23 protein-coding genes are annotated in these 26,311 nt (G+C 49.0%); 16 read left to right on the top strand and 7 right to left on the bottom strand.

Annotation, left to right across the window (positions count from 1 at the left end; genetic code table 11):
- Nucleotides 1–18: 18 nt before the first annotated feature.
- A complete protein-coding gene (locus EYR25_RS08295) occupies nt 19–1,845 on the bottom strand; it encodes an MrcB family domain-containing protein (protein WP_133179264.1) in 1,827 nt (608 codons plus the stop codon).
- Between the two features lie 185 nt (nt 1,846–2,030).
- Between EYR25_RS08295 and EYR25_RS08290 the strand changes: the two genes are divergently transcribed.
- A complete protein-coding gene (locus tag EYR25_RS08290; protein ID WP_133179262.1) occupies nt 2,031–2,849 on the top strand; it encodes a sulfotransferase family protein in 819 nt (272 codons plus the stop codon).
- 20 nt (nt 2,850–2,869) lie between these two features.
- On the opposite strand, the gene EYR25_RS08285 is transcribed toward EYR25_RS08290, so the two are convergent.
- The 4 genes from EYR25_RS08285 to EYR25_RS08270 form a co-directional block, all read right to left on the bottom strand.
- Nucleotides 2,870–4,294, bottom strand: coding sequence for an MFS transporter (locus EYR25_RS08285; RefSeq protein ID WP_133179260.1), 1,425 nt, complete (start codon nt 4,292–4,294; stop codon nt 2,870–2,872).
- 107 nt (nt 4,295–4,401) lie between these two features.
- A complete protein-coding gene (locus EYR25_RS08280) occupies nt 4,402–5,466 on the bottom strand; it encodes a phosphotransferase enzyme family protein (protein WP_165953479.1) in 1,065 nt (354 codons plus the stop codon).
- Complete coding sequence (locus EYR25_RS08275) at nt 5,459–6,331, bottom strand: nucleotidyltransferase family protein (protein WP_133179258.1); 873 nt, start codon at nt 6,329–6,331, stop codon at nt 5,459–5,461. Before EYR25_RS08275 ends, EYR25_RS08280 begins: the two co-directional genes overlap by 8 nt.
- A gap of 146 nt (nt 6,332–6,477) precedes the next feature.
- The gene (locus EYR25_RS08270) at nt 6,478–7,974 is read right to left on the bottom strand and encodes a hypothetical protein (RefSeq protein ID WP_133179256.1); all 1,497 of its coding nucleotides are present in this window, start codon (nt 7,972–7,974) and stop codon (nt 6,478–6,480) included.
- Between the two features lie 363 nt (nt 7,975–8,337).
- Here EYR25_RS08270 and gmk point away from each other — a divergent pair, with 363 nt between their 5' ends.
- From gmk to EYR25_RS08225, 9 genes are all read left to right on the top strand, one after another.
- Nucleotides 8,338–8,961, top strand: a complete 624-nt coding sequence (gene gmk / locus EYR25_RS08265) for a guanylate kinase (protein WP_039978996.1) — start codon at nt 8,338–8,340, stop codon at nt 8,959–8,961.
- 59 nt (nt 8,962–9,020) lie between these two features.
- Nucleotides 9,021–9,299 carry a DNA-directed RNA polymerase subunit omega gene (rpoZ, locus tag EYR25_RS08260; protein WP_007651394.1) on the top strand — a complete coding sequence of 93 codons (279 nt, stop codon included), beginning with the start codon at nt 9,021–9,023 and terminating at the stop codon, nt 9,297–9,299.
- Between the two features lie 43 nt (nt 9,300–9,342).
- Nucleotides 9,343–11,445, top strand: coding sequence for a bifunctional GTP diphosphokinase/guanosine-3',5'-bis pyrophosphate 3'-pyrophosphohydrolase (spoT, locus tag EYR25_RS08255; RefSeq protein WP_023268989.1), 2,103 nt, complete (start codon nt 9,343–9,345; stop codon nt 11,443–11,445).
- A 21-nt stretch (nt 11,446–11,466) separates the two neighbouring features.
- Nucleotides 11,467–11,850 (top strand): RidA family protein, encoded by a 384-nt coding sequence (locus EYR25_RS08250; protein ID WP_011624341.1) that lies wholly within the window; start codon nt 11,467–11,469, stop codon nt 11,848–11,850.
- Nucleotides 11,851–12,082: 232 nt separating this feature from the next.
- The gene (locus tag EYR25_RS08245) at nt 12,083–13,747 is read left to right on the top strand and encodes an AMP-binding protein (protein WP_133179254.1); all 1,665 of its coding nucleotides are present in this window, start codon (nt 12,083–12,085) and stop codon (nt 13,745–13,747) included.
- A gap of 170 nt (nt 13,748–13,917) precedes the next feature.
- The gene (locus tag EYR25_RS08240) at nt 13,918–14,868 is read left to right on the top strand and encodes a calcium/sodium antiporter (protein WP_023268991.1); all 951 of its coding nucleotides are present in this window, start codon (nt 13,918–13,920) and stop codon (nt 14,866–14,868) included.
- 176 nt (nt 14,869–15,044) lie between these two features.
- Nucleotides 15,045–15,749: a tetratricopeptide repeat protein gene (locus tag EYR25_RS08235; protein WP_133179252.1), complete on the top strand. Its 705-nt coding sequence runs from the start codon at nt 15,045–15,047 to the stop codon at nt 15,747–15,749.
- Nucleotides 15,750–15,833: 84 nt separating this feature from the next.
- Entirely contained in the window at nt 15,834–16,913 is a 1,080-nt protein-coding gene (locus tag EYR25_RS08230; RefSeq protein WP_039978998.1) for a sensor histidine kinase, read from the top strand.
- Entirely contained in the window at nt 16,913–17,509 is a 597-nt protein-coding gene (locus EYR25_RS08225; protein ID WP_023268994.1) for a response regulator transcription factor, read from the top strand. Before EYR25_RS08230 ends, EYR25_RS08225 begins: the two co-directional genes overlap by 1 nt.
- Nucleotides 17,510–17,525: 16 nt before the next feature.
- On the opposite strand, the gene EYR25_RS08220 is transcribed toward EYR25_RS08225, so the two are convergent.
- Complete coding sequence (locus EYR25_RS08220) at nt 17,526–18,641, bottom strand: DUF1963 domain-containing protein (protein ID WP_133179250.1); 1,116 nt, start codon at nt 18,639–18,641, stop codon at nt 17,526–17,528.
- 225 nt (nt 18,642–18,866) lie between these two features.
- On the opposite strand from EYR25_RS08220, the gene EYR25_RS08215 reads away from it, so the two are divergent.
- From EYR25_RS08215 to EYR25_RS08205, 3 genes are all read left to right on the top strand, one after another.
- Entirely contained in the window at nt 18,867–20,393 is a 1,527-nt protein-coding gene (locus EYR25_RS08215; RefSeq protein ID WP_133179248.1) for a YifB family Mg chelatase-like AAA ATPase, read from the top strand.
- 114 nt (nt 20,394–20,507) lie between these two features.
- Nucleotides 20,508–21,410, top strand: coding sequence for an acyltransferase (locus EYR25_RS08210; protein ID WP_133179246.1), 903 nt, complete (start codon nt 20,508–20,510; stop codon nt 21,408–21,410).
- A gap of 7 nt (nt 21,411–21,417) precedes the next feature.
- Nucleotides 21,418–22,359 carry an acyltransferase gene (locus EYR25_RS08205; RefSeq protein WP_133179244.1) on the top strand — a complete coding sequence of 314 codons (942 nt, stop codon included), beginning with the start codon at nt 21,418–21,420 and terminating at the stop codon, nt 22,357–22,359.
- A 32-nt stretch (nt 22,360–22,391) separates the two neighbouring features.
- Here EYR25_RS08205 and EYR25_RS08200 read toward each other — a convergent pair whose 3' ends face one another.
- Nucleotides 22,392–22,865 (bottom strand): 2-thiouracil desulfurase family protein, encoded by a 474-nt coding sequence (locus EYR25_RS08200; RefSeq protein ID WP_133179242.1) that lies wholly within the window; start codon nt 22,863–22,865, stop codon nt 22,392–22,394.
- Nucleotides 22,866–23,214: 349 nt separating this feature from the next.
- Here EYR25_RS08200 and EYR25_RS08195 point away from each other — a divergent pair, with 349 nt between their 5' ends.
- The 3 genes from EYR25_RS08195 to prpC all read left to right on the top strand — a co-directional run bounded on the left by EYR25_RS08195 (nt 23,215) and on the right by prpC (nt 26,306).
- A complete protein-coding gene (locus tag EYR25_RS08195; RefSeq protein ID WP_023269000.1) occupies nt 23,215–24,003 on the top strand; it encodes a GntR family transcriptional regulator in 789 nt (262 codons plus the stop codon).
- 63 nt (nt 24,004–24,066) lie between these two features.
- Entirely contained in the window at nt 24,067–24,945 is an 879-nt protein-coding gene (gene prpB, locus EYR25_RS08190; protein ID WP_023269001.1) for a methylisocitrate lyase, read from the top strand.
- Between the two features lie 233 nt (nt 24,946–25,178).
- Nucleotides 25,179–26,306, top strand: a complete 1,128-nt coding sequence (gene prpC, locus EYR25_RS08185; protein WP_011718564.1) for a bifunctional 2-methylcitrate synthase/citrate synthase — start codon at nt 25,179–25,181, stop codon at nt 26,304–26,306.
- Nucleotides 26,307–26,311 lie beyond the last annotated feature (5 nt).

The raw sequence follows: 26,311 nt of genomic DNA, 5'->3' as shown, positions 1-26,311 counted from the left end.
CCCAACAATCCGTTTAGGTTAAGGCCAAAAAGACGTAAAACCACTTTCTAGCAGTTTTCTCATGCGCACTAATTTAGCCGCAGAGCGACAGGCAACCATGACCGTTTCATCAGGCTGCTCGATCACTTCACGCAACAAATCAGGCCGAGTCCCCTGCCAAATATTCGCTAATTTATCTGCGAGCACCGTTTCTAGCTGCTCCAATAGAGTCTGCTCACTATTTCCAACCAGTTTGTCATCATCGCCTTCAATGCGCGGTAACACTTTGCACATTAAAAAGTCATCAAACACCGCGGTTAATTCAAGCTCCGTTTTGGGTGAAAAACTAATCACAGCAAGACAAAGCTCATTGAAAGCACGAAAAGCCAATTCAAATGGGGTTTGCTTTAATACTGCATTGATTGCATTAAAGAACGCTGTAGTTTTCGATGCATCACTATCGGCAGCAACCGATGCAAACATTGGCAACTTGGCTTGGCTATATAACGGATAACTTAAGGCCTTTTGTTTGTGTTTAGGCGCAAAAAAATCTTCCGTTTTATTTGGAAAAAACTCACCAAAATCAAAGCTCAATGCTCGATCTATTACTTTACGCGAAAAGCCATGAGTGGTTTCATCCATATTAACCGTGCCTGCTACCATTAGGTTAAATGGAATACCTAAACCATACTGGCAAATAAAATCCCACAGCTCGTTATATTTTTCGCTGCCAAAACCCAATTCCTTGCGTAGTTTATCTTTATCAGCCACATCGTTAATGGTGGTGGGCTTTAATAACGCATCACTGCTGTAGGTAAAACTGTCATCCGCCCAGCGCCATTCACGGGTTTCAAGTACTGATAAGTAATCCGCAAAATACTGCTCGACAGGGGCTAGGTTCATTTCATCCAAACACAACCAGTAAGGCAACACCTGTTCAAGGGCATCACGTTCACCGGTTACAACTAAACGTTTACCCTGTTCTTCAATGTCCTGAACTTCAATACTTAAGCAACGATCAGCAATACCACGCCATGCTTTAGCGATAAACTGCAATACATCTGTGGTGATATATTCGGCAGCGCCATTTAAGCGCGAAATATATCCCAGCAAATCACTCGGTTCATGCCAATCGGGACGTACCGAAGTTAAACAATAGGTTTCAGCAAGACTACCTGTAGCCTTAGCTTGCTCACGTACAAACCGGGTTTTACCTGTGCCAGAGATACCAGCTAGAAGGAGGAAGGGTTTGGAAAGAAACTGCACATATCTAACTGCCTGACTTGAATGCTTATTAGTTTCTAAATTGACATCTGAATATATTTCTAATAGTTCTATTAGATCAGAAACAAGATCATTTTCATCAGGCATATTTTCTAAAGGATAAAATTTTGCGCCAGCCGAAGCCCACTCATAGGACTTACCTAACGGCGTATTAGATCGTAAATCAACTTTTTGATCCCACGTGTTCAGTCGTTTATCTAAACCTCTTATGTTATTACGGAGTTCTTCTGCTTTCTGTTTTGCTAGCGTTTTTCCATATCGTTTTTTCAGCTCTGTAGTTCCAAAACCTAATGATAGATAAACGCCACTACCATCTGAACGGAATAAATAAACTGGATAAATACCAGACTGTGTTGACTCTGTTATTGATGGATTGAGAATCGACAACCAAGACACGTCAGCCCAATTTCCTGCTCCAGCACTAGCTTTTATTAGATAATTAGTTGAGGATGGGAGCGTGTTTTCTATTACTTTAATTAAATCTTGTCTTAGTAAAGTTGCTATTGGGTGACCAGTAAACTGCTCACTTTTAGCCTTTACCCAACCACCTGCTATTTCTATTAAAAGTTGCCTTAAACTCATAAGTATCCCTTATACCAAGACTAAGAATTTTTGGTATTCCAATTCTATTTTTTGTTTTGCATACCATGAAGATACTAACAAACCTGTGCACTGCGATATACTGCCAGCGTTGATAAAACGCTAATGTTAAACCCCAATTTACACACCCATCGCGACCACGCTGACAACAATGCTGAGCCCAATCCATGCCTGATAACCCAACTATTGCCACCCTTTCCGATTCTCAAGGGCATAACCATAGTGCAGATGTGCAGATCAATCAGCCACAGTGCGATTCGACTAAACCCAATGACATCAGGTCAAATGCAATTAAGCCAAGCGCAATCGAGCCAAATGCAATTAAGCATGAGTTGGTGGTTGCCAAGCAAAAACAGAAGGTTATTTTTATCGGCTTACCCCGTACAGGGACAACGAGCGCAAGCGTGGCGCTATTGGAGCAAGGCTTAAAAGTGGCACATATGGCGTTTACTAAAGCAGCCTTTATGCAGGCCGATGCGATTTCCGATGCACCTTGTTTTAGTGATTTCAAGCAGTTAGATAAACTCTTCCACGAGGCCAAATTTGTTTATCTTGACCGCGAGTTAGAGTCTTGGGTGCCGTCGATGCAGATGTTACTCAGCCGAATGCTGCCACATTTGGATACCAAAACTGGCCGATTCCACCCAATCATGAAGCGCAGCTTTCGCCATAGCTTTGGCGTCGGTTTGATTGAAAACCCGCAAGATACACAACACCTTATCGATTGTTATCAACGCCATAAAGCTGAGGTATTGGACTACTTTGCGGGTAGGCATGACTTCCTCAGTATCGATGTCAGCCGCCAAGGCGCCCTCGGCCAGTTATTAGCATTTATGGGATTAGCCAGCGCCGAAAATCAGCAGAACTTTCCTAAGCTGAATGTCGGCCGCAATGTCGCCAGTTGGGATGAATATAAACATCCCAATAAGATCAGCGCCAATGCCTCTGGGCCTGAAAAACGAAAGTTCTTCGATTATAAGCTTTAAAACCCTAACGGATAGTAAAGCTAATCAGGGGTATTTCGGCGTTTTACCACAGTTAACCAGTCGAGACTCACGCCCGAAATCGCATTAAAGCCGCGGATACGGAAGATAAGTTGTAGTAACTGCGGCCTTGGCCTGACTTTGGGCTCGACCGAGCGCGGAATAAACCACAGTGTCACAAATGCGCGCAATATGGTCGATACTAAAAACACCACAAAAATCGGGCTACTGAGCCAAGTATTCCAACCCGACCAGACTAAAAAGTCCGCCGCATGGGAGGCAATAGTGCCACCAACCATCGCCCCCACAAACACCAATCCCGCGCTGAGTGACGCCTGCAGCGCCGCATAGGTGGCAAAATCACTGCGAAAGGGACGAATATCATAAAGATAATTGGCGGTACTTAGGGTAAAGCCGCTCCAAGCTAGACCCGAAAATGCCTGAATCGCCAGAATATAGAGATAGTTATCCGAGAACAGCCACAGCAGCGGCAAACTTGGGATCATGCAGCTGGTGATAATCATCACCAAACGATTGCCAAATTGATCGCTAAATCGCCCCCAAAATTTCAACGTCACAAACTGAGTCGCTATCGAGGCCACGCTCGCGAGCACAAATTCGATGTAGCTAAAGTGCAGGTCTTCTAGCATATACACGGCGAAAAACGGCGCCGATATTGCGACCATCGCCTGCATACTGGCTACAAACAAGCTGTATTGGCGAAAGGTTTTATCCTTCCATGCGCCGCGAAAATTGCGAATGGTTTGGATAAACACGCCGCGCTGCTTGGCCTCGCGCGGATCCGGGTCGTGCATTTGCAATAACAACCAAGCCGAGACAAAACGCCCCATGGCCGCTATCGAAAACAGTAAAGTAAAGCCTAACCAGGCCATTTGCAGCGAATCGGTAAAGGTAAGAATCCCACCGCCAATAAAGAATACGCTTAAGGATGCGCCCATGGTTAAGCGGGTGCGCGCCGCAAAAAAGGCACCACGACGACGTTCGGGTACGATAGACCCCATCCAAGCGCGCCAATGGGGTTGAATAAGATTAATAAAACCGTGATACCCGACGGCAAGCGCGATAAATATCCACACTGCATGATCGGGGCGAAAGGCCGCTAACCCGCCCATCGCCAATACCACAACCGCCTGCAAAGCGGCGCAGCAAACGATAAACCCGCGACGGGAAAAATGGCTCGCTAGCCATACCGAAACCAACTGCGACATCGCCCCGAAGAGCTGCGGTAAACCAGTAACAAAGCCCATTTGCGCAAGACTGGCACCGAGAAAAATTGCGTAAGCATTGAAAAAGTTATCACTCGTCGCCGTCATCATCGACGATGCAACGGCTTCCTGCTGCGAGCGACGCAGAGTGCATCTTAACCAGAGATTTCTAGCGCTACGGCGCGAACACGTTAATGCAGTGGGAGCTTCTAGGGTGCCCATTACAAGCCAAATCCATATGAGACTGAGGGGTTTTGATGTTGCAATTATGTCGTATATAAGTAAAAAACAAAACGCCCCAAATGGGGCGTTTGCTAACTGAAAGCAGACTAGAAACAGGCTTTAAGTTCAGCCTCTTGGTCGAGCAGGCTTTGATACAAGGTAAACTGATTCGCCGCTCTATCCAGATTATGGCCCTCACGGTGCACGTGGAAATACACGTCACCATTCAGATAGTCCGTTAAAAAACGCACGCCGATCATCAGGCAAATTACTCGCGCCCCGAGCCAGAGACTACGTTTTTCAACCTCAGTCAACACCTCACCCAGCTCACTTAAATAACCACGGCAAATGGCGGCAAAGATGGATTGGCGCACTTTAACATTATCAAGGGCGGTCGAATCTTCGGCTTCAGGCGAGCAGAAGGTACGCACCATATCGCCAAAGTCATACATCAAATGCCCTTTCATGCAGGTATCGAGGTCGATGATCGCCATGCTCGACATATCGCGCTTATCAAACAGCATATTGTTGATTTTAGTGTCGTTATGGCAAATACGCAGCGGGAGCTGTGGCGAAATCTCAGCCAGCTCATCCAATAAACTCTGCTGTGATAGGGCATAATCGACCCAGTTACGGCATGAGTCTAACCGCTTAGCCTTATCCTGCTGCACCGCTTGGCGCAGCATTTCCATCCGTCCCGGCAAATGATGGAACTGCGGGATAACATCCTCAAGCTGAGTGGCGTCAAAATCACTCAAGGCACAGGCAAAATGACCAAAAGCTTTAGCCGCCATTTCGGCTTCTGCTTCAGACTTCACCACCTCGATACTTAAACTGTGGGGCAAATAACTGATGGCGCGCCAAAATCCCTGCTCACCTAAGTCGATCGCCAGCTCGCCGTCTTGAGTAAGACAAGGGCTCACAACCTGCAAGCCATATTGCTGTTGTAATGCCTTAGCACACAAATGATGGCTAATTTTATCGGCATTACTCACCAATGCCTGCGGCGTCTTAAACACTTGGGTATTAATACGTTGCAGCACTAACTCACCCGTAGGCCAACGCACTAACAAGGTATCGTTAATATGACCATTCCCTAACGCTGAGATTTTTGCTTCGTCGGCTTCAATTCCAAAATGAGGCAACACTGACTGCCTGATGAGTTTAATCACTCAATAACTCCATTAATTTTTGCTTTACCCAGACAGTATCCTGCGGATAGGTCACACCGAGCCAAGATTCGCTGGCCACATCAACAAACACGGGCACACCTTGCTCAATTCCCGCCTGAACCACGGCGGGCAAATAGCATTCAGATTTAGGCAATTGGCCTTGTTGTTCGATAAATACCGTTAATTCACGTTTAATAACATCAAATATGCTTGGCGAGAAGCCCCAGCAAGTCATTGAGACCAGCGACTGTGAAGGAAGCGGTGCCAACCCCTCTGGGCCTTCGCCGATAAAACCATGATCTTGGGCTTGAATATTCAACCATTCAACGACTGAGCGCAGTTGCCCCTGCTCCACTTGGCATAAGCCACGATTCACGCCACCGTGCTCAGATAACGTCAGCTCGATAGGATAAGCCACCATCATCCAATCGTTAGGTCTGGCGGTTAATCCCTTCGCAAGTGAGGCAAAGGCGCTGTCACCGTAAAAATCATCGGCATTGATCACCGCCATTGGTCCATTAACACTACCACGGGCACACCAGAGCGCATGCGCAGTCCCCCAGGGCTTTAAACGATGGCTCACATCCGCAAGCTGCGCTTCGTTAGGCAAATCGGTGAGCGACTGATAACAAAAGTGATATTCAAAGTCCGCCGGTAAAAACTGCGTCAATATCCCAGTAAGTTGCGCCTCAAGCTCTGGGCGGATCACTAATACCGCGCGCTGAAATCCACTGCGGATCGCCGACTGTATCGATAACACCAACATGGGTTCGCCCGCAGGACCGAGGGAGGCTAATTGCTTATCACCGCCAAAACGACTACCAAGCCCTGCCGCCATAATGACTAAGGTCAAATCTGTATTCATGTGGGATTGAGTTTTCAGTTCGTATTAATGATATTTTCCCGAACCTCGCCACAATAGGCTATGCGAGCGCATTTAAAACAAGATTGGAGAAAAAGAGGAGCAAAAGTGTAATCTACCCCTCTAATCCTGACTAGAATTTTATCGGTTTAACGTGCCAAATAATTACCAAAGGTGCGATTAGGTTCTAAAACCGCTTGGCTGCCCTTGAGGCTGAACTTATAACCACACAAACCAATACTGCCGCGGCGGGCTAAATCGGTAATGATATTAGCGGTATCGAGCGGCGTAAAACGCGCCTCTGTTGCCGAATCGGCAAGCAAGTCGACGCTGATAGTGCGATACTCAGTACCATTATTAAACACCAGTGCACTACAAGTCTTATCCCCTTTCGCCGTAGCAATAGACCACAGGTTTTGCGGCTCACCACGTTCGCCTAACCAGCGAATAATTAACACATCTTGCTCTAACGCCACCGAAAAACCATCGGGCATATCTAAGGTCACACGATCGCTTGCGGTGATAGGCGCCGAAGGCACGACAGGAACAGCCTCCTCAGCCTGTGACTCATCACTATTGGGCCATAATCCCCACACGAGCAAGACTAACAGCACGGCGCCCACACCGCCACCGATGGGCAGCCAATAACGGCGCTCAAGCTTAGGTAAATAAGGCAACTTAATAAAACGTCGATAGGGAGCAAAAAACTCGGCAACGCCTCTAAATAGCTCAGTCATTGAGCCCGACTCTTTCGCCTCGGCGCGGCGACGGCGTACTTCTTCGGCATGCTCAGTATCGTTAAAGGCCGTGGTATCTTCATCGGGATCGAAACGCCATACTGGCTCATCACTGTGCTCGGCTGGGTCGAGTGGTGCGCGCTTAAACTCCGCGCCCTGCAAATCCACTTGGGCTAAATCCACATCAGCGATGTCGATACGGCTTTGCTCTACTCGGCTCTGATTGGCAGGACGAAAATCGGCGTGCCCCTCGAGTAATGCATCTTGCACAACAAAGTCAGCTGGATTTTGCGTCATTTTCGTTAACGCATCGAAGCGCAGTTCATCTTGGCGCAAGGCATCCAACTCGGCATCAGCCATTGGAGCAGCGCTTGCAGGTTCAGTATGGGAATAGACTTCGGTCTCTGTCGATACTGGGATATCCGGCGCAGCATGGGAGACGGTAGCATTCTGTGCAGCGGCTGCCTTTGGTGTTAATACGGGCTCGACTCGGCGACGGGGAACGGCCTGCGAGGTTGGGATATCTAATGCCGGACCATAATAGCCCAAACGGTATTCCACTAACGTGGGAGAGATTAAACGTGTACCCCAAAAGGTCGCACCAGCGCCTAAAACCAGCCCTAGAATGGCGACTATCGGCGGTGCTGCCACTATATACAATGCTAGTAAAATCAATAGCGGCAGGACAAACACTGCAACCAACACCTTAGGCTTAGCCGCATCATTTAAGCGGCGCAGCGCCGTAAGGGCGAGCAAAGGTAAGCCCACTAGCGCTAAAAGATACATTAAAAAGTTCGGCCCAAACGCGGCGACAGCCAGTGAAATGCCCAAATACACACCAACACTGATGGCCACAAAGCGGGGACGGGAATCACGCCCATGAAGGCAGAAAAGAGATTTTAACAGCACGACCCTTCCTTTATAGTGAAATTATCCTAGCGCACACGACTCTCAATGTCGTATAGGCACGAGCGTAACGAATTTAGCCGCAATTGTCAGTGCAATAAGGCGTTAGACGGATAAAAATGCCGATAATATCCATCTAAAACTAAATCAGGCTTAAATCCTCGATAGCGCCGATGCAGATGTGTAGAGATTTTAAACAAGTAAGCTCACGCTAGCATTTAATGGCAAAAATCGTCAGAGGGAATACGTATTGCCCACAAAAACGCCAATAGTGCGCAATTGTTAGCTAGCGTTTTTAAGGTCAAAATCTGTATAATGCTCGGCTTTCTGGGCCCTTCTTGCGTTAACCAACTGGATATTTTGCTCATGACCGCACGCGGAAATTTATTTATTGTGTCAGCCCCGAGTGGTGCTGGTAAATCCTCGCTGATTTCGGCGCTGCTGAAAGACAAACCCGCCGATATGCAGGTTTCAGTGTCGCACACTACCCGTGCGCCTCGCCCCGGTGAAGTGAATGGTCAACACTACCATTTTGTTAATGTTGAAGAATTTAAAGCACTGATCGCGCAAAATGCCTTTTTCGAGTGGGCCGAAGTGTTCGGTAACTACTATGGCACGTCACGCCACGTGATTGAGCACACTTTGACTCAAGGTATCGATGTCTTCCTCGATATCGACTGGCAAGGTGCCCAGCAGGTTAAAGCATTAATGCCTGAGGCCGTGGGCGTGTTTATTCTACCGCCCTCAAGGGATGAGCTAGAACGACGTCTCACTGGCCGTGGCCAAGACAGTGCTGATGTGATCGCTAGCCGTATGGCACAGGCGGTTTCTGAAATGTCGCACTATAAAGAATATGATTTTATTATCGTCAATGACGATTTTGACACAGCACTGGCGGATCTGCGGGCGATCATTCGCAGCCAACGCTTAACGGGTGCTAGTCAGATCCACGCGCAAAATGATATGCTTAACGATCTGTTGGCAGGCTAACTGCCTTAGTGTACAATTTTGCGTCATTTTTTCCCCTAGATAAACTGGAGTTTCAACACATGGCTCGCGTAACTGTAGAAGACGCCGTAGAACAAATCGGCAACCGTTTTGATATGATCCTGGTTGCGGCGCGTCGTGCTCGCCAAATCGCCGTGCAGGGTAAAGACCCTATGGTTGAAGAGATGAACGACAAGCCAACGGTTATCGCCCTGCGTGAAATCGAACTAGGTTTAGTGAATGCTCACACTTTAGACGCTGATGAGCGTCAAACCGTGCGTGAGCGTGAAGCAGCTGAAATCGCAGCTGTTGCCGCCATCGCTGAAGGCCGTTCACTATAAGTCTAATTGAGTCACACCTGTTTGGGTAAAGGAGAGCTGCCACTTGTATCTGTTTGAAGGTCTAAAGGAGTCTGCTTCCGGTTACTTAGAACCCGAACAGGTAGAATTGCTCAAGCAGGCGTACCAAGTTGCGCGTGATGCCCATGAAGGGCAAATGCGCACTAGCGGCGAACCTTATATTACCCATCCGGTTGCGGTCGCCCGCATCCTCGCCGAAATGCGTCTCGACCATGAGACGCTGATGGCGGCATTGCTGCATGACACCATCGAAGATACCTATGTCACCAAAGAGGATTTGGCCGAACAATTTGGCGAATCCGTGGCAGAGTTGGTTGAAGGGGTGTCTAAGCTCGACAAGCTGAAATTTCGCGATAAAAAAGAAGCCCAAGCGGAAAACTTTCGCAAAATGATGATGGCGATGACGCAGGATATCCGCGTTATTCTCATCAAGCTTGCCGACCGCACCCACAACATGCGCACCTTAGGCGCCTTGCGTCCTGACAAACGCCGTCGTATTGCCCGTGAAACCTTAGAGATTTACGCGCCGATTGCCAACCGACTCGGTATTCACAATATCAAGACCGAGTTAGAGGATTTAGGTTTCCAAGCCTATTATCCGATGCGCTATCGGGTGTTAAAGGAAGTGGTTAAAGCCGCCCGTGGCAACCGTAAAGAACTGATTCAAGGCATTGAAGCTGCGGTACTCACCCGCCTAAACGATGCGGGCATTAAAGGCAAAGTTAAAGGCCGCGAGAAAAACCTCTACTCCATCTATAACAAGATGCAGAGCAAGGAACTGCAGTTCCAAGAGGTTATGGATATCTACGCCTTTCGCGTCATCGTCGACTCCATCGATACTTGCTACCGCGTGCTCGGTGCCATGCACGGTTTGTATAAACCGCGTCCGGGTCGCTTTAAAGATTATATCGCTATCCCCAAAGCCAACGGCTATCAGTCGCTACATACCTCGTTATTCGGTCCACACGGCGTGCCCGTTGAGATCCAAATTCGTACCGAAGATATGGATCAAATGGCTGACAAAGGGGTTGCGGCCCACTGGGCTTACAAAGGCGGCGCCGATGGCCAAGGCACCACCACGCAAGTGCGTGCCCGCAAGTGGATGCAAAGCTTGCTGGAATTACAACAGAGCGCCAGCACCTCCTTCGAATTCGTGGAGAACGTCAAAACCGAACTCTTCCCCGAAGAGATTTACGTCTTTACCCCCGAAGGTCGCATTTTAGAATTACCGGTTAACGCCACCGCCGTCGACTTTGCCTATGAAGTCCACACCGATGTGGGTAATACCTGTGTCGGCGCACGCGTTAACCGCCAAGCTTATCCGTTAAGCCAGCCATTAATCTCCGGCCAAACCGTTGAGATCATTACCGCCAAAGGCGCGCGTCCGAATGCCGCTTGGCTTAACTTTGTGGTGACGGGTAAAGCACGCGCCAAAATCCGCCAAGTGCTTAAGAGCCTAAAAGCAGACGATGCTATCGCCCTTGGCCGCCGTTTGCTAAACCATGCGCTGGGTAAAACCAAACTCGATAGCATTCCAGCCGAGCAGATTGATAAAGTCGTGCGCGATACCAAGCACGCCAATTTAAATTCCTTACTCGCCGACATCGGCCTTGGCAATGCCATGAGCATAGTCATCGCCCAACGTTTGATTGGCGATAATTTAGAGAATCAAGAGAGCCGCGATTCTCACCTGATGCCAATCCGTGGCGCCGAAGGCATGTTAGTAACCTTCGCTAACTGCTGCCGCCCCATCCCTGGTGATGCGGTGATTGCCCACGTGAGCCAAGGTAAAGGCTTAGTCGTCCACATGGAAAACTGCGCTAACATTCGCGGTTACCAAGGCGAACCCGATAAATACATTCCCGTACAGTGGGACAATGTCGAAGGCGTCGAGTATCAAGCCAATCTGCGGGTTGAAATTGTTAACCACCAAGGCGCGCTGGCGAAGATCACCTCAATTATCGCCGCCGAAGGCTCGAACATTCACAACCTTAGCACCGAAGAGCGTGATGGCCGCGTTTACTTGATTAACCTGCGGATTTCGGTGAAGGATAGGATCCATTTAGCTAACGTGATGCGCCGTATCCGGGTACTGCCCGAGGTGTTGCGTACATCCCGTAATCGTTGATCATTTATTAGAGAGAGCGTCATGGCAGAAAAAATCATTATCGCGACCGAAAACGCCCCAGCGGCAATTGGCACTTATTCTCAAGCGGTTAAAGTCGGCAACACTGTATATTTATCCGGCCAAATCCCACTGGTGCCAAGCACAATGCAAATCGTGAGCGATGATTTTGAGGCGCAAGTCGTGCAAGTGTTTGAAAACTTAACCGCTGTTTGCACCGCGGCTGGCGGCACAATCAACGATATCGTTAAGCTCAATATCTTCCTAACGGACTTGAGTCACTTCGCAAAAGTGAATGAAATCATGAGCCGTTACTTCAGCCAACCTTACCCTGCTCGCGCCGCTATCGGTGTGAAGCAACTGCCTAAGGATGCGCAAGTCGAAATGGACGGCGTGATGGAGCTGTAAGCTTCCACCAATGTTAAGAGGCGCTTAGGCGCCTTTTTTATTGCCTAATGCGCCCGCAACTCCTGCTCTGACCTGTGATTAAGTTCATTTTCATTTCATACTCAAACGATAGGCTAGTCCGCCTATTTTAAGATTTTACAATCTTGCAAACTATTTGCGCGGCCTCACAAAACTCGCCATACTGGGCACCTATGTTGGGGTAAAAATAACAATAAAGAACAGGGAATTGCCTATGGATAAAGTGATTAAGACGCCAATTGAAATGCTGGCACACTGGGCGAATACACGTGGGGATGAGATTTACTTGCGCCAGCCCATCAAGGGTCAATACCTTGATTTCACGTGGAATGAAGTGCAAGAAAAAGTCCAGCAACTCGCGGGGGCATTGCGTCATTTAGGCTTAGAGCCGGGCGATAAGATTGCCGTGCTCTCTAAAAACTGCGCCGAATGGTTTATTACCGACCTAGCCCTGATGCACGGCGGCTATATCAGCGTTCCCATCTACCCAACTGCCAATACAGATACTATCCGCTATGTGTTGCAACATAGCGGTGCCAAAGCGATTTTCCTCGGCAAGCTCGACCACTGGGCCGATCAAGAAGCCGGTGTCGGCGGCGAATTACTCCGCCTTGCCATGCCCTATGAAACCATGCCAGCCCAATATCAATGGGAACAATTGCTCAAGATGGGCAACCCTTTGATTGAAGCACCGTTACCAGAGCTTGATCAGATCATGACGCTGATTTACACCTCTGGCTCAACGGGTCACCCCAAAGGGGCGATTCAGACGTTTGCCAGCTATGGCTGGACTTGCCAAGCGGTTGTGCGCGATTTACGTACCAATGGCAACGACAGATTATTGTCCTACTTACCGTTAGCGCATATTACCGAGCGTGTAGCGATCGAAGGCTCGTCTTTCTATTCCGGCAGTACCGTAGCCTTCGTCGAAAGCTTAGACTCCTTCGTTGCCGATGTGCAGCGTGCTAAACCAACGGTGTTTTTCTCGGTTCCGCGGCTGTGGAGCCTGTTCCAAAAGAACATTATCGACAAGATTGGTGTTGGCAAACTCAATCTATTGCTTAAGATCCCGCTGATTAGCCGCCTAGTAAAACACAAGATCCACAAAGGGTTAGGGCTCAACCATTGCCGCTTACTCGGCTCTGGCTCGGCCCCTATTCCGCCCTCTCTTATCCACTGGTACCACAGTATTGGCTTGGATATCTGTGAAGCTTGGGGGATGACGGAAAACTGTGCTTACTCCATCATCAACTATCCCTTCGATGCGCGCAAAATCGGCACTGTGGGTAAACCCGTGCAGGATTGTCAAATCCGCCAGGGTGAAGATGGCGAACTGCTACTGAAGAGTCCCGGCCTGATGACAGCCTATTATCTGCAACCCGAAGCGACAGCGGCGGCCTTCGATCCCGATGGTTTCTTCCATACTGGCGATCTCTGCGCTATCGACGCCGATGGTTGTGTGACTATCACCGGCCGGGTGAAGGACAACTTTAAAACCGCCAAGGGTAAATACGTCGCCCCAGTGCCCATTGAACGTAAGCTCGCACAGGATCCCCATGTGGAGCTGATTTGCGTCATTGGTTCAGGCCTGCCGCATCCAGTCGCGTTAGTGCAACTTTCTGAAGGTGCCAACCTACAAGCCCGTGAGGAAGTTCGTGCATCTTTAAAAGCGACACTCGACAGTGTGAATCCACATTTAGAATCCCATGAGCATGTGGATGCGATTGTGGTTGTGAGCAAGCCTTGGACCATCGAAAACGATGTGTTAACCCCGACACTGAAGATCAAACGTCATGTGCTCGAGAAGGCATTTAGCGAGCGTGTCGACGGTATTCGCGGTGCACAAGTACGCTGGGAAGATGAGTTATCTGCAAAATAACCCATCGAATCCTTAAGTAATGACACTCACTTTTAAAGCACATCTTGGCGGTGTGCTTTTTTATGACATATTCTGTCAAAGCAGTTGAAAAACACGTATCATGTACGCCAGTCAGCGTAAGTTGATACAACTGAAAACTATTCACTCAATTAGGTTTAACAGAGTCTAAAATGCTCATTGCACTTTCAATTATCGGCGGCTTTATCATTTTAACCTTAGGCGCAGAAGCCCTAGTCCGTGGCGCGAGCTCGATCGCCCTACGTCTTGGCATCACGCCCCTAATCATCGGCTTAACCATTGTTGCTTTCGGTACTAGCGCGCCTGAACTTGCGGTGAGCGTAAAGTCGGCACTGGCAGGCAATAGCGGCATTGCGCTCGGTAACGTGATTGGCTCGAACATCGCCAACATTGGTTTGATTTTGGCGATTACCGCGCTTATTCGCCCGATTCAAGTACAATCACAAATGGTGAGACGGGATATCCCCTTGATGATCCTCGCTTCTATGCTGTTTTGGGGATTGTTATTGGACGGCGAACTCAGCCTGATTGACGGGGTGATTTTATTATCCCTGCTTGTTGGCTACCTAGTATTTAGCTATTTCAGCTCGAAAAACTCCACCGATGCCGATGGCGAAATCATCGAAGAAGGTCCTAAAAATCCGTTGCTCTCTGTCGCCTTTATTATTGTGGGCATCAGCATGTTAGTCGGTGGCGGGATTTTATTTGTGAATGGCGCTGTCGATTTAGCCAAAGTGTTTGGCGTGAGTGAAGTCATTATCGGCTTAACCATTGTCGCTATCGGCACCAGTATGCCAGAGTTAGTGACCTCGGTTTTAGCGGCGCTTAAAGGTGAGAGCGATATCGCTATCGGTAACGTGGTTGGCTCTAACCTATTCAACATTTTAGGTATTTTAGGTGTAACTGCGATTGTGCACCCAGTGTCAGCCCTAGGTTTCCAATCCTTCGACTTTATCGTGATGCTCGCCTTAGCCGTGGTGATTTTACCCTTCGCTTGGTCAGGCCTGCGTATCGGTCGCCGTGAAGGTGCCACGCTGCTTATCGCTTACTTAGGCTACATGGTTTACCTAGTCAACCAAGCCAGCGCCCAAGCGGTCGTTTAATACGTTACGCCTCATCTTACAAAACACCGGAGCCTCTCCGGTGTTTTGCTTTTAGGCTTAATACATGACATTTGTCATGCCCAATTGATGACCTTTGTGTCTGCACTCAGGCCAAGGTATTTCTGATAATGAAGTCGTCCCTAAGCAATGGGTTATCACTTCAATAAGGAAATACCATGAAAACACTTTTACTGTTATCAAGCCTTACTCTCGCCTGCTCGCCAGCGTTCGCGGCTTCGAACTCAAGCTCCAATATCGCTGAAGTAGACAAAGCAGCAAGCACCTTGAATATCGAAAAATTGCAACAGCTCAGCACTGCCACTCAAGATTACGAGGCGGCTTATGCCAACTACCGCTTAGCCATCAGCGCTAATGTGATGGGACAAAAAACAATTGCAGAGAATGCCTTGGCATCGGCTCAAGCGAGCTTAGAAACCTTAACCAACAGTCAAGCCGATGCCGAATCCCTCGCGCTATTATCATCCGTGTATGGCATGCAAATCGCCTTGAATAACAGTAAAGGCGCCGAGCTTGGGATCAAATCCGCCAATGCCATTGCTCAGGCCGAGCAGCTTGCGCCGCTTAATCCGCGAGTCGCATTAGTAAAAGCGATTGCCGCCTATAATACGCCAGCGATGTTTGGGGGCAGCATGCAGCATGCAAAGACCCTGGCCAGCAATGCGATTGAACGATTTAATCAACCTTGCGAGAACATTTGCTGGGGTGAGGCAGAGGCTTACACTTGGCGCGGACTCGCAAAACAGGAGTTAGGTGACGCACAAGGGGCTATCGAAGATTGGCAACAGGCGCTGCAAGTGGAAAAAGATTATGGTTGGGCTAAGTTTTTACTTCAACAAAATCAGCAAATAAGTGCAAAATAACCCCAGAACAGGCAAAAGGATTGGCCAATGCTTGAGGCCAATCCTACTCTCAGCAGCCGCAAAATGGATCTTAGGCGAACCGATATGACAAATAACCCACTACAACTTGAACGAAAGCTCGCATCGGTGTACTTAATAAACCTCGCGTTTTATCTGATCCCGCTGTTTATTACGCCTTATCCTAGCTGGCAAATTATCTTAATTTTAGCGGTGCTGGTTCCCTTTATTTACTGCTATTTTTGGACCTATCGCTGTAATTTCCGCAGCGCTCATCGGCCTATTATCGGCATGTTAGTACTTGCTATAGCTATTACCCCCATTAATCCAGGTTCTATCTCACTCTTTACCTTTGCCAGTTTCTTTATTGGTTTCTTTTATTCCTTTAGAGTTAGCCTGTTATGCTGGTTCGGAATGCTAGTTACACTGTTCTTGCTCAACTATGTTAGTCAATTCAATAGCTACTATTTTCCAATGTACGGCTCCGCCTTGGTATTAGGGATTGGCATGCTCGGTAAGGCAGAGCGAAGACGTTACCAACATAGATTGAAGGAGCGACAAAGCGCCAAAGAGATCAGCACGTTAGCCACAATTGTTGAACGAGAACGTATCGCCAGAGACTTACACGATATTATGGGGCACAGTCTGTCATCGATTGCCCTAAAGGCTGAATTGGCCGAAAAACTACTGGCGAAACAAGAATATCAACTTGCAACGACCCAACTACAAGAGTTAGGACAAATCGCGCGGGAAAGCTTGAGTCAAATAAGGCATACAGTCTCAGAATATAAACATAAAGGCTTAGCAAGTTGCATCACCCAGCTATGTAATTCACTCAGGGACAAAGGCATCTATGTTGAGTTAATCGGTGAGTTACCAAAACTGCCCGCCAGAACAGAAAGCCAACTTGTGCTGATTTTAACTGAACTCGTGAATAATATTTTGCGCCATAGCAACGCGAGCCAATGCAGCATTCAATTTAGTGAACAGGCAAATACCCTTAATGTCGAGGTTAAAGATAATGCCTTAGCAAGGCCCTTTGTAGAAGGAAATGGGCTTACAGGCATCCGTGAACGTCTCGATAGCCTCGGAGGCCATTTAAGCTATAATCTTGAGCAGGGATACGCCTTTAGCGTCAGTTTACCTTTGCAGGGAGCAACAGATTAATGAAGATCCTCTTAGCTGAAGATCAAGCCATGGTGCGCGGCGCGCTCGCAGCACTATTAACCCTCGCTGGCGGTTTTACCATTACTCAAGCCAGCAATGGCGATGAAGCATTAAGCCTCCTCAAACAGCAGCATTTTGATCTATTACTCACGGATATCGAAATGCCGGGACGGACTGGCTTAGAGCTAGCTGCTTGGCTAAAGGAGCAACATAGCCAAACTAAAGTGGTGGTGATCACGACTTTTGGCCGCGCAGGTTACATCAAACGCGCCATTGAAGCGGGCGTGGGTGGTTTTTTACTGAAGGATGCGCCCTCGGAAACCTTAGTCAACGCCATCCAACAGGTGATCGCGGGTAAGCGGGTTATCGACCCAGAGCTGGCAATCATGGCGATTGGCGATGTCGACCCCCTCAACGATAAAGAGCGCCGCGCCCTACGTTTTGCCAGTGAAGGCAAATCCACCGCCGAGATAGCCGAGATGCTGTTTATTGCCGAAGGTACGGTACGTAACTATCTATCCGAAGCCATTGCCAAACTCAATGCGAGCAACCGAATCGATGCCGCCCGTATCGCCAAGCAAAAAGGTTGGTTATAGCCAACCTTTCAAGACGCTAATAATCATAAATGCAATAAATGCGCTCGAATTGACCCGATGCGAGATCGTCTCGGTGGATAATAAAATTCAACTGCATAGAGTGCTCACTATAGACGACTTTAAGCAGCACCAGATAATCTTCGGCATTGCCGCCTAACTCAGCCGCGGCGTGGAACTCGGGGGCTTTATAGCGGCTATCACCATGACCATTAATGCTGGCGATACCATTGTAATACGGCAGTGGCTGCTCGGGGACGAGCAATGCCTGCAAGTTGGATGACTGCCAGTCGGTATTAGCCCATTGCGATTGAGTGAGAATCTGACCAGGGATAAACCCGTGCTCATTCAATTGTATCAGCTCATAGCCCTTAAGCTGATCTTGCCACTCTGGTACCAATTCATCATCCACAACCTCTATGGCCTCCAGCACCATGGCTTGTTGCGGTTCTGGTAGCGCTTGTAAACGTGCCTTGGCTAACCTTACTAAATGCGGGTTGTCACTATTAATCATGTCAGGGGCTATCATCTTAATGCTGGCAATCCCCTGAAGTTGATAAGCCGCCTCATACTCATAGTTTGCACATACCGCATCGTCGAACTTAAGTTCGGCAATCGCTTTCCCAGAGTTCAGTTGCTGATCTTCAGCGACATAATAGACATGGCCGCGAAGCATTTCTGAGAATCGCCAGCGCTCCAAAAAGAACAACAATCGCCCTTCTCGGGGTAAGTAGGATTGTAACGCCTTCAGTTTGCTACAATTGATCTGCGCGATAAATTGCATGGGTACACGAAAGGCCTGCGCCGCCTCGTCCCAGTCCCAATCTTGCGACCAACAATAGTGCTCCTCGACATACTCGCGAGTGTGGTCGAATTCCTCAGCGTAAGCATCCAACATCTCCTCCCTTCCGACCAAAGTCACCGGATACTCCATGCCGATAGGCAAATCCGGCAATCCACCTAGTCGGCTGTTACCTAACTGGGCATAGTCTTCGTTTGCACAGGGATAGAGATCGACACTACTGCGAATAAACGCCGAGAGCACGTTGGCAAGGTTGGGGTCTTTAAACTGAGCCAGCTTTTGCTCGAGTAGGTGCTGACGAATGGGGGAATTTTCTGCTAACAACATATCCATATTTACCTCACTACTCCAATGTTGGCTTTTTATTATTTTTATCATTTTTATCAAATATTTGCTATCGCTTAACAGCTCAGATTGCCAAGGCTGTCACACTAACACTAGAGCCTGAGTCAACAGCTTGCGGCGCTGGCGGACAGCGATCCTGTGAATTGAAAACCCTTAGGCGAATTACTGCTACACTCAAATTCAGCGCAAAAAGATCAACAAAAGGATTTGTTTATGGCGATAGCCTGTGTACATACCCGAGCCAGTTGCGGTGTTGAAGCTCCAGAAGTCACGGTTGAAGTCCATCTTAGTAATGGCCTGCCCGCCTTTAATCTGGTGGGCTTGCCCGAAGCCTCGGTCAAAGAAGCGCGCGAGCGCGTGCGCAGCGCCTTGATCAATGCAGGGTTTGAATTCCCTATGCGGCGGATAACAGTCAATCTCGCGCCGGCGGACTTGCCTAAACAAGGTGGCCGTTACGATTTGCCCATCGCCATAGGCATTCTGGCGGCTTCGGAGCAAATTCCAGCCAGTAGCCTTAAAAATACCGAATTTGTCGGTGAACTCGCGCTCTCGGGGCTGATACGCCATTGCCAAGGGTTACTGCCCGCCATCATTGCGGCTAAACGTCATAATAATCAGTTAATTCTTCCCTTAGAGAATCGCCACGATGCCGAGCTTGTGGGCTATCACAGCGTCTATTTTGCTTCCCATTTGCAAAGCTTAGCCGCGTTTCTCCACGGACAAGCGCCACTGCCTATGCTCGAGCAACAGCTAGAATGGATTAGCGATGAGGTGCCAGCCACCCAGCCTTGTCTGAGCGATGTCATAGGCCAGTATCAAGCTAAACAGGCCCTCGAAATCGCCGCGGCCGGAAACCATAACCTATTGATGCTCGGCCCGCCGGGCACAGGTAAAACCATGTTAGCCAGCCGAATTATGGCGCTATTACCCATACTCAATTACGAAGAAGCCTTAGAGGTCGCCGCCATTCATTCGGTGGCGGGCATTAATATCAAGCCGCAGGATTTTCTCAAGCGGCCATTTCGTGCGCCGCACCATACCAGTTCGTCCATCTCCTTGGTCGGCGGAGGCAGCATTCCTAAACCGGGGGAAATCTCACTCGCCCATCGCGGCGTGTTATTTTTAGATGAAGTCGCCGAGTTCCCCCGTAAGGTGCTCGATTGCCTGCGTGAACCCATGGAAACGGGCGAAGTAGTGATCTCCCGCGCCGCCGCTAAGTTAACCTTTTTAAGTCGCTTTCAGTTGATCGCCGCCATGAATCCCAGTCCCAGCGGTGATATTGATGGCCCCAATCGCGCTACGCCCGATCAGGTTCAGCGTTATCTCGCTAGACTCTCGGGTCCTTTTTTAGATAGATTCGACCTCACCATCGAAGTCCCCAAACTCCCCGCGGGCACACTCACACAACCAACAACGACCGGCGAAACCAGTGATGAAATAGCCAAACGCGTCAAACGCGCCCGCGATATTCAACTCGCTAGGGCAGGCGTGCTCAACAGTGAACTCTCGGGAAAACAGCTCAAGCAATTCGGCGGCCTTAGCGACGCCGATTTAGGCTTTTTAGAGCAGAGTGTCGTTAAGCTCGGGTTATCCGTTCGCAGTTTCCATCGCATTCAACGTGTTGCCCGCACCATTGCCGATTTGGAGCAAGCCCCCAATACCGAACGGCGCCACCTCGCCCAAGCCTTAGGTTATCGCGCCATGGACAAGCTGTTAGCTCGCTTGTCCCAGCAGTATTAATGCTCGACATGTTATACCAATCGTATTAACAAATGCCCCGACCAGCTGCCGTAAGATTGAGCCAAACGCCGACACCGAGTAACATAGGCCTCCAATTTTTATCAGGAGGTACTAATGGGGACGCTGTTTTCACAATTAAAAGGCTGCATAGCCTTCTTAGGTTATGTCGTGAATACCTTGTTTTGGGTTGTACCTATTATGCTGGGCAGCCTGATAAAGCTTATTCCTCTGCCGCCACTGAGAACGGCCATCAGCTACTTTCTCGACTTTTGCGCAAGTGCTTGGATCAGCGTCAATGGCGTGATTGAGCGTGTACTGCACTCAGTCGACGTCGAACTCACGGGTGACACGCAATTCTCGACCAAAGAATGGTATATGGTGATTGCTAACCATCAATCTTGGGTGGATATTTTAATCCTGCAACGGGTGTTTAACCGCCGCATTCCCTTCCTGAAGTTCTTCCTCAAACAGGAACTGATTTATGTGCCAGTGTTAGGACTCGCGTGGTGGGCATTGGATTTCCCCTTTATGCGCCGCTATAGCACGGCACAACTGAAGAAAAACCCAAAGCTCAAGGGCAAAGATATTGAAATTACACGTAAAGCCTGCGCGAAATTTAAGACAAAACCCGTCAGCGTAATGAACTTTGTCGAGGGCACACGCTTTACCAAGGCTAAACACAAAAAGCAAAACTCACAGTTCCAACATTTGTTAAAACCCAAAGCGGGTGGCATGGCCTTCGCGCTATCGGCGATGGGAGAACAGATCCACAAGTTAGTGGATGTTGCGATTTACTACCCTGGCCCTGTTCCCAGCTTTTGGGACTACCTGACAGGCAAGCTGCCAAAGGTTAAAGTACACATCAAAGTGAGCAATATTGCGCCGGACATGCGTGGTGACTACGTGAATGATCGTGATTTCAAAATCAGCTTCCAAGAACAATTGAATGAACTTTGGCTCGCTAAAGATCAAGTGATCAGCCAATTGGCTGGTCAAGCGGACCAAGAAGTAAGGTAAAACCTCTATGTTGAATTTCCTTCCCGGCCCAGTGCTGTTTATTCTCAGTCTGAGCCTGCTGATCATTAATACCGCCCTTTGGGGAACCTTAGTTTGCCTCGGTGGTTTAGTGAAAATGTTGATGCCAGCTCAAGGTGCACGTAATGCCGTAACCGGACTGATGAACCGTTTTATGTGGGCATGGGCGAGTTGCAATGGTGGCATTTTATATTTGATAGCCAAAATCGAGTGGGATGTCCAAGGCCTTGAAGGGTTGGATAAAAACGGCTGGTACTTGTTAATCAGTAACCACCTCAGTGGTTTTGATATTGCTGCGCAGACCTATCTGCTGCGTAACCACATACCTATGCTGAAGTTCTTCCTCAAGAAAGAGCTGATCTATGTCCCTATTATGGGCCTAGGTTGCTGGGCGCTCGACATGCCCTTTATGGATAGAACAAGCCCTGCAAAACTCAAGAAAAATCCAAAGCTTAAGGGTAAAGATTTAGCCACCACTCGCCGCGCCTGTGAGAAGTTTAAAAATATGCCCACCTCGATCATTAACTATGTTGAGGGCAGCCGCTTTACCGAAGACAAGCGCCAGCGTCAGGATTCACCTTACCGCCATTTACTCCGTCCCAAGGCGGGCGGTATTGCCTTTACCCTGTCGGCCATGGGCGAGCAATTTACCAATCTGTTGGATGTGACCTTAGTGTACCCCGATGCACCGGATGATGTGTTATTCGGCGTGATGAACGGCAAAGTGCGTAAGATAGTGGTGCGAGTTCGCGCCTTACCAGTACCGCAGGTCGATGCGACTAGCTACTTTGCCGAATCCGAGTACCGCGTCGAGTTTCAACGTTGGTTAAACCAAATTTGGGCCGAGAAAGACGAGCAAATCGATGCGCTATTACTGCAACATCGACAGCTAACTGACAGTGCCACCAGCACCCACACACAGCTTCACTAACGTAACGTGAGTCGATAGCGGGTTAGGCTTACCTAGCCCGCTGATTCCGCCTCAAGCTGTGCCAGCCTGGTTGCCGCTTGCGCTAATTCGGTTTCATTAAACACGCTCACACCCGCCGTCTGCAGTAATTCCGCCGTTATTCCCTGTCCTGCGATTAAACGTTTACTGAAAGTGCCATCATAAATATGTTGATTGCCACAGGAAGGACTACGCGCCTTTAAAATCGCAATCTTAATACCTTGCTCCTGAGCCAGAGCAAGCGCCTTTTGTGCCCCTAACTGAAAGGCCGCAGTCACATCCTCTCCCTGCGCCGTTAGCACTACCTCAGCGACACGTTCAGCCGCAGGCCTTGGTGTGGATAATCCGCCAGCACATTCAGGACAAAACGCTACTATGCGGCCTTCTCGCTGCCATCGCTGCATCCACTCATCTTGCAGCAGATTATGACCGCCGTCATAACGTACCGCCTGCCCGAGTAAACAACTGCTAATGAGGATTCTCTCCATATTGTCCCCCTAATACCTTAACCCCGAGAGCCTTAACCCTATGAATGCCAACCAATACCTTTTCAGCATTGTACTCAATAAGTCGCAATGGGGTAAAAGCTGCGTTTTATCGCACTATCAGCTCACACTCCAAACGCCAAATTGTCGACAATTATTAATTATCAAATAGAGAAGATAAAATTACTAAAATCAACGAAATCACAAAATGACCAACAAATACAACAACTAAATTTTTAAAAGACAAAGATATAGACTTACGTCTAAGTAAACATATTGTTGACAATAACCTTTATCGGGACTATTTTTTACCCATTGTCGACAATCCAGCAATCAACGAGTGATGCGCAGTATGTTGAAGCAAGAGACCATATTCCCCACAGATGACACCCCAAGCTCAGTGGCTCATGCCGCGACGAGCCCAACGAATAAGGTGAAATCCCTCGCCAGCGAAAAATCGTCGACCACCTTAGCCGATCAAATTTTGGTGCAAATACAAACCAGCATCATCAAGGGCGAACTGCCTGCGGGCAGTAAGATCAACGAGCAAGCCCTCGCCGAAAAATATGGCATCAGCCGCGGCCCAACCCGCGAAGCACTGCAAACCTTAGAAAGACAACGTCTCGTTGTCCGCGCGCCCCATGTAGGTGCCCGTGTTGCTCAACTGACTGTGAGCGAGTTAAACGATTTATATCAATTACGTAGCGTGCTCGAAGGCATGGCCTGCGAACTCGCCGCTAGCCGCATTACCCCAGAACAGCTTGCGAAGTTGCAAGACCTGCTCGCCGTGCAAGAAACCGCGCTGGCTAATGGCGATACCTATTTCCAAGAGGAAGGCGATGTCGACTTCCACTATCAAATCATCCAAGCCAGCGGCAATAAGCATCTGCAAGAAACCTTAATTGGCGGGCTCTACCATCTGCTGCGGATGTATCGCTATCAGTGCACCAATAAGAATCGACCAGTAAAAGCCATTGCCGAACATAGACGTATCGTCGAGGCCATCGCCCAGCGTGATGGCGAACTCGCCAGCCTGTTGATGCGTCGCCATATAGAGCAAGGCCGTAAAAATACCGAATTACGCTTGATTGAATTACAAGCTAACGCCGCCGCGAAAGAAACCTTAGCCAATATCAGCTAAGTCGCAGCCCATAAGCATCGAATACTGAACACTCAGTACCCTAAATAGGATAAGGACAAGACCATGACCCAAAGCGCAGGATTACGTTTTCGCCAAGCTCTTGCTAACTCAAAACCGCTGCAAATCGTCGGCACCACCAATGCCTATTTCGCTCTGATGGCGGAGCAAACGGGTTTCCAAGCCCTGTATCTGTCGGGCGCGGGTGTAGCGAACGCCTCCTACGGTTTACCGGATTTAGGCATGACCTCGATGAACGACGTGCTGATCGATGCCGGTCGTATCACCTCGGCAACCAAACTGCCACTGCTGGTCGATATTGACACAGGTTGGGGCGGCGCCTTCAACATCGCCCGCACCATTAAAGAATTTGAGAAAATCGGTGTTGCCGCCGTGCACATGGAAGACCAAGTATCGCAAAAACGTTGTGGCCACAGACCCAACAAAGCAGTCGTCAGCACAGAGGAAATGGTTGACCGTATCAAGGCCGCCGTCGATGCCCGCACCGATCCTAACTTTGTGATCATGGCGCGTACCGATGCGGTTGCCGTTGAAGGTGTAGAAGCGGGTATCGAACGTGCAAAAGCCTATATCGCCGCGGGTGCCGACATGATTTTCGCCGAAGCCTTAACTGAACTCGACCAATATCGTCACTTCAAAGCCCAAGTTAACGCGCCAATCCTGGCGAACATGACCGAATTTGGCCAAACCCAATTGTTCAATAAAGAAGAACTTGCCGAAGCGGGCGCCGACATGGTGCTTTACCCACTCGGTACTTTCCGCGCAGCTAACCAAGCCGCACTGAAAGTGATGCAAGCGCTGATGAATGATGGTCATCAACGCAATGTCTTAGACACTATGCAGACCCGAGCGGATCTGTATAAGTACTTGGGCTACCACGCCTTTGAAGACAAGTTAGATCAATTGTTTAGCCAAGATAAGTAAAAGATAAGTACAGACCATGGACGTCAGTAGAAGCTTTGGCTTCGCGTTGTTACTGATACCCAGATGCGCGAGCCGCGACCTCACATAACGGCTCATGCATCACCGACACGCTGCAACCCTACATAAGGCCGAAACGAGTATTTCGCCAACATTATGCAGCTTTAACCAAAAAGGTAGACGGCCAATATTGGGCCTGTCTGCAATAACCATAGCGTTAACGGAAGGGAAGGATTATGTCAGACGCAAAAAAATTAAGTGGTGCAGGATTACGTGGCCAGAGCGCGGGTGAAACCGCATTAAGTACCGTAGGTGTATCGGGCAGCGGCCTGACCTACCGCGGTTATGATGTGAAAGATCTGGCTGAAAACGCCACCTTCGAAGAAGTCGCTCACCTCATCCTCTACGGTGAGCTGCCAACCACAGCACAACTCGAAGCCTATAAGACCAAACTTAAGGGCATGCGCGGCCTGCCACAGGCATTAAAAGAAGTCTTAGAGCGCATCCCTGCCGATGCTCATCCAATGGATGTGATGCGTACTGGTTGTTCTATGCTGGGTAACCTCGAAGCCGAGCACAGCTTTAGCGAGCAAAGCCAAATCGCCGATCGTTTACTGGCGGCTTTCCCATCGATCATCTGCTACTGGTATCGCTTTAGCCACGATGGCGTACGCATCGACACCGAAACCAACGACGAGCAAATCGGTGCTCACTTCCTGCACCTGCTGCATGGCAAAGCGCCATCGGCACTGCACGCTAAGGTGATGGACGTATCCTTAATTCTGTATGCAGAGCATGAGTTTAACGCTTCAACCTTTACCGCCCGCGTGTGTGCATCGACTCTGTCGGACATGCATTCCTGCGTCACTGGTGCTATCGGCTCACTTCGTGGTCCGCTACACGGTGGTGCCAACGAAGCGGCGATGGAACTGATCCAAGATATGAAAGACGAAGCCGATGCCCGCGATGTATTGATGGGTAAACTCGAGCGTAAAGAGAAGATCATGGGCTTTGGTCACGCCATCTACCGTGAGTCAGACCCACGTAACGCCATCATCAAAGAATGGTCTGAAAAGCTGGCCGCCGATTACGGCGATGATCGCCTCTACCGCGTATCTGTTGCCTGTGAAGCCCTGATGTGGGAACAGAAAAAACTCTTCTGTAACGCCGACTTCTTCCACGCCAGTGCTTACCACTTCATGGGCATTCCAACCAAGCTATTTACCCCAATCTTCGTATGTTCACGGGTAACAGGCTGGACGGCACACGTGATGGAACAACGCTCAAACAACCGCATCATTCGCCCAAGTGCCGACTATGTGGGTGTGGCTTTACGTAAGGTCGTGCCGATTTCGGACCGTTAATCGAC

Source organism: Shewanella decolorationis, from assembly GCF_004354305.1.
Taxonomy (GTDB): Bacteria; Pseudomonadota; Gammaproteobacteria; order Enterobacterales; family Shewanellaceae; genus Shewanella; species Shewanella decolorationis.
The sequence above is the reverse complement of the archived record's forward strand: the minus strand, read 5'-3'. Positions and strand labels throughout refer to the sequence as shown.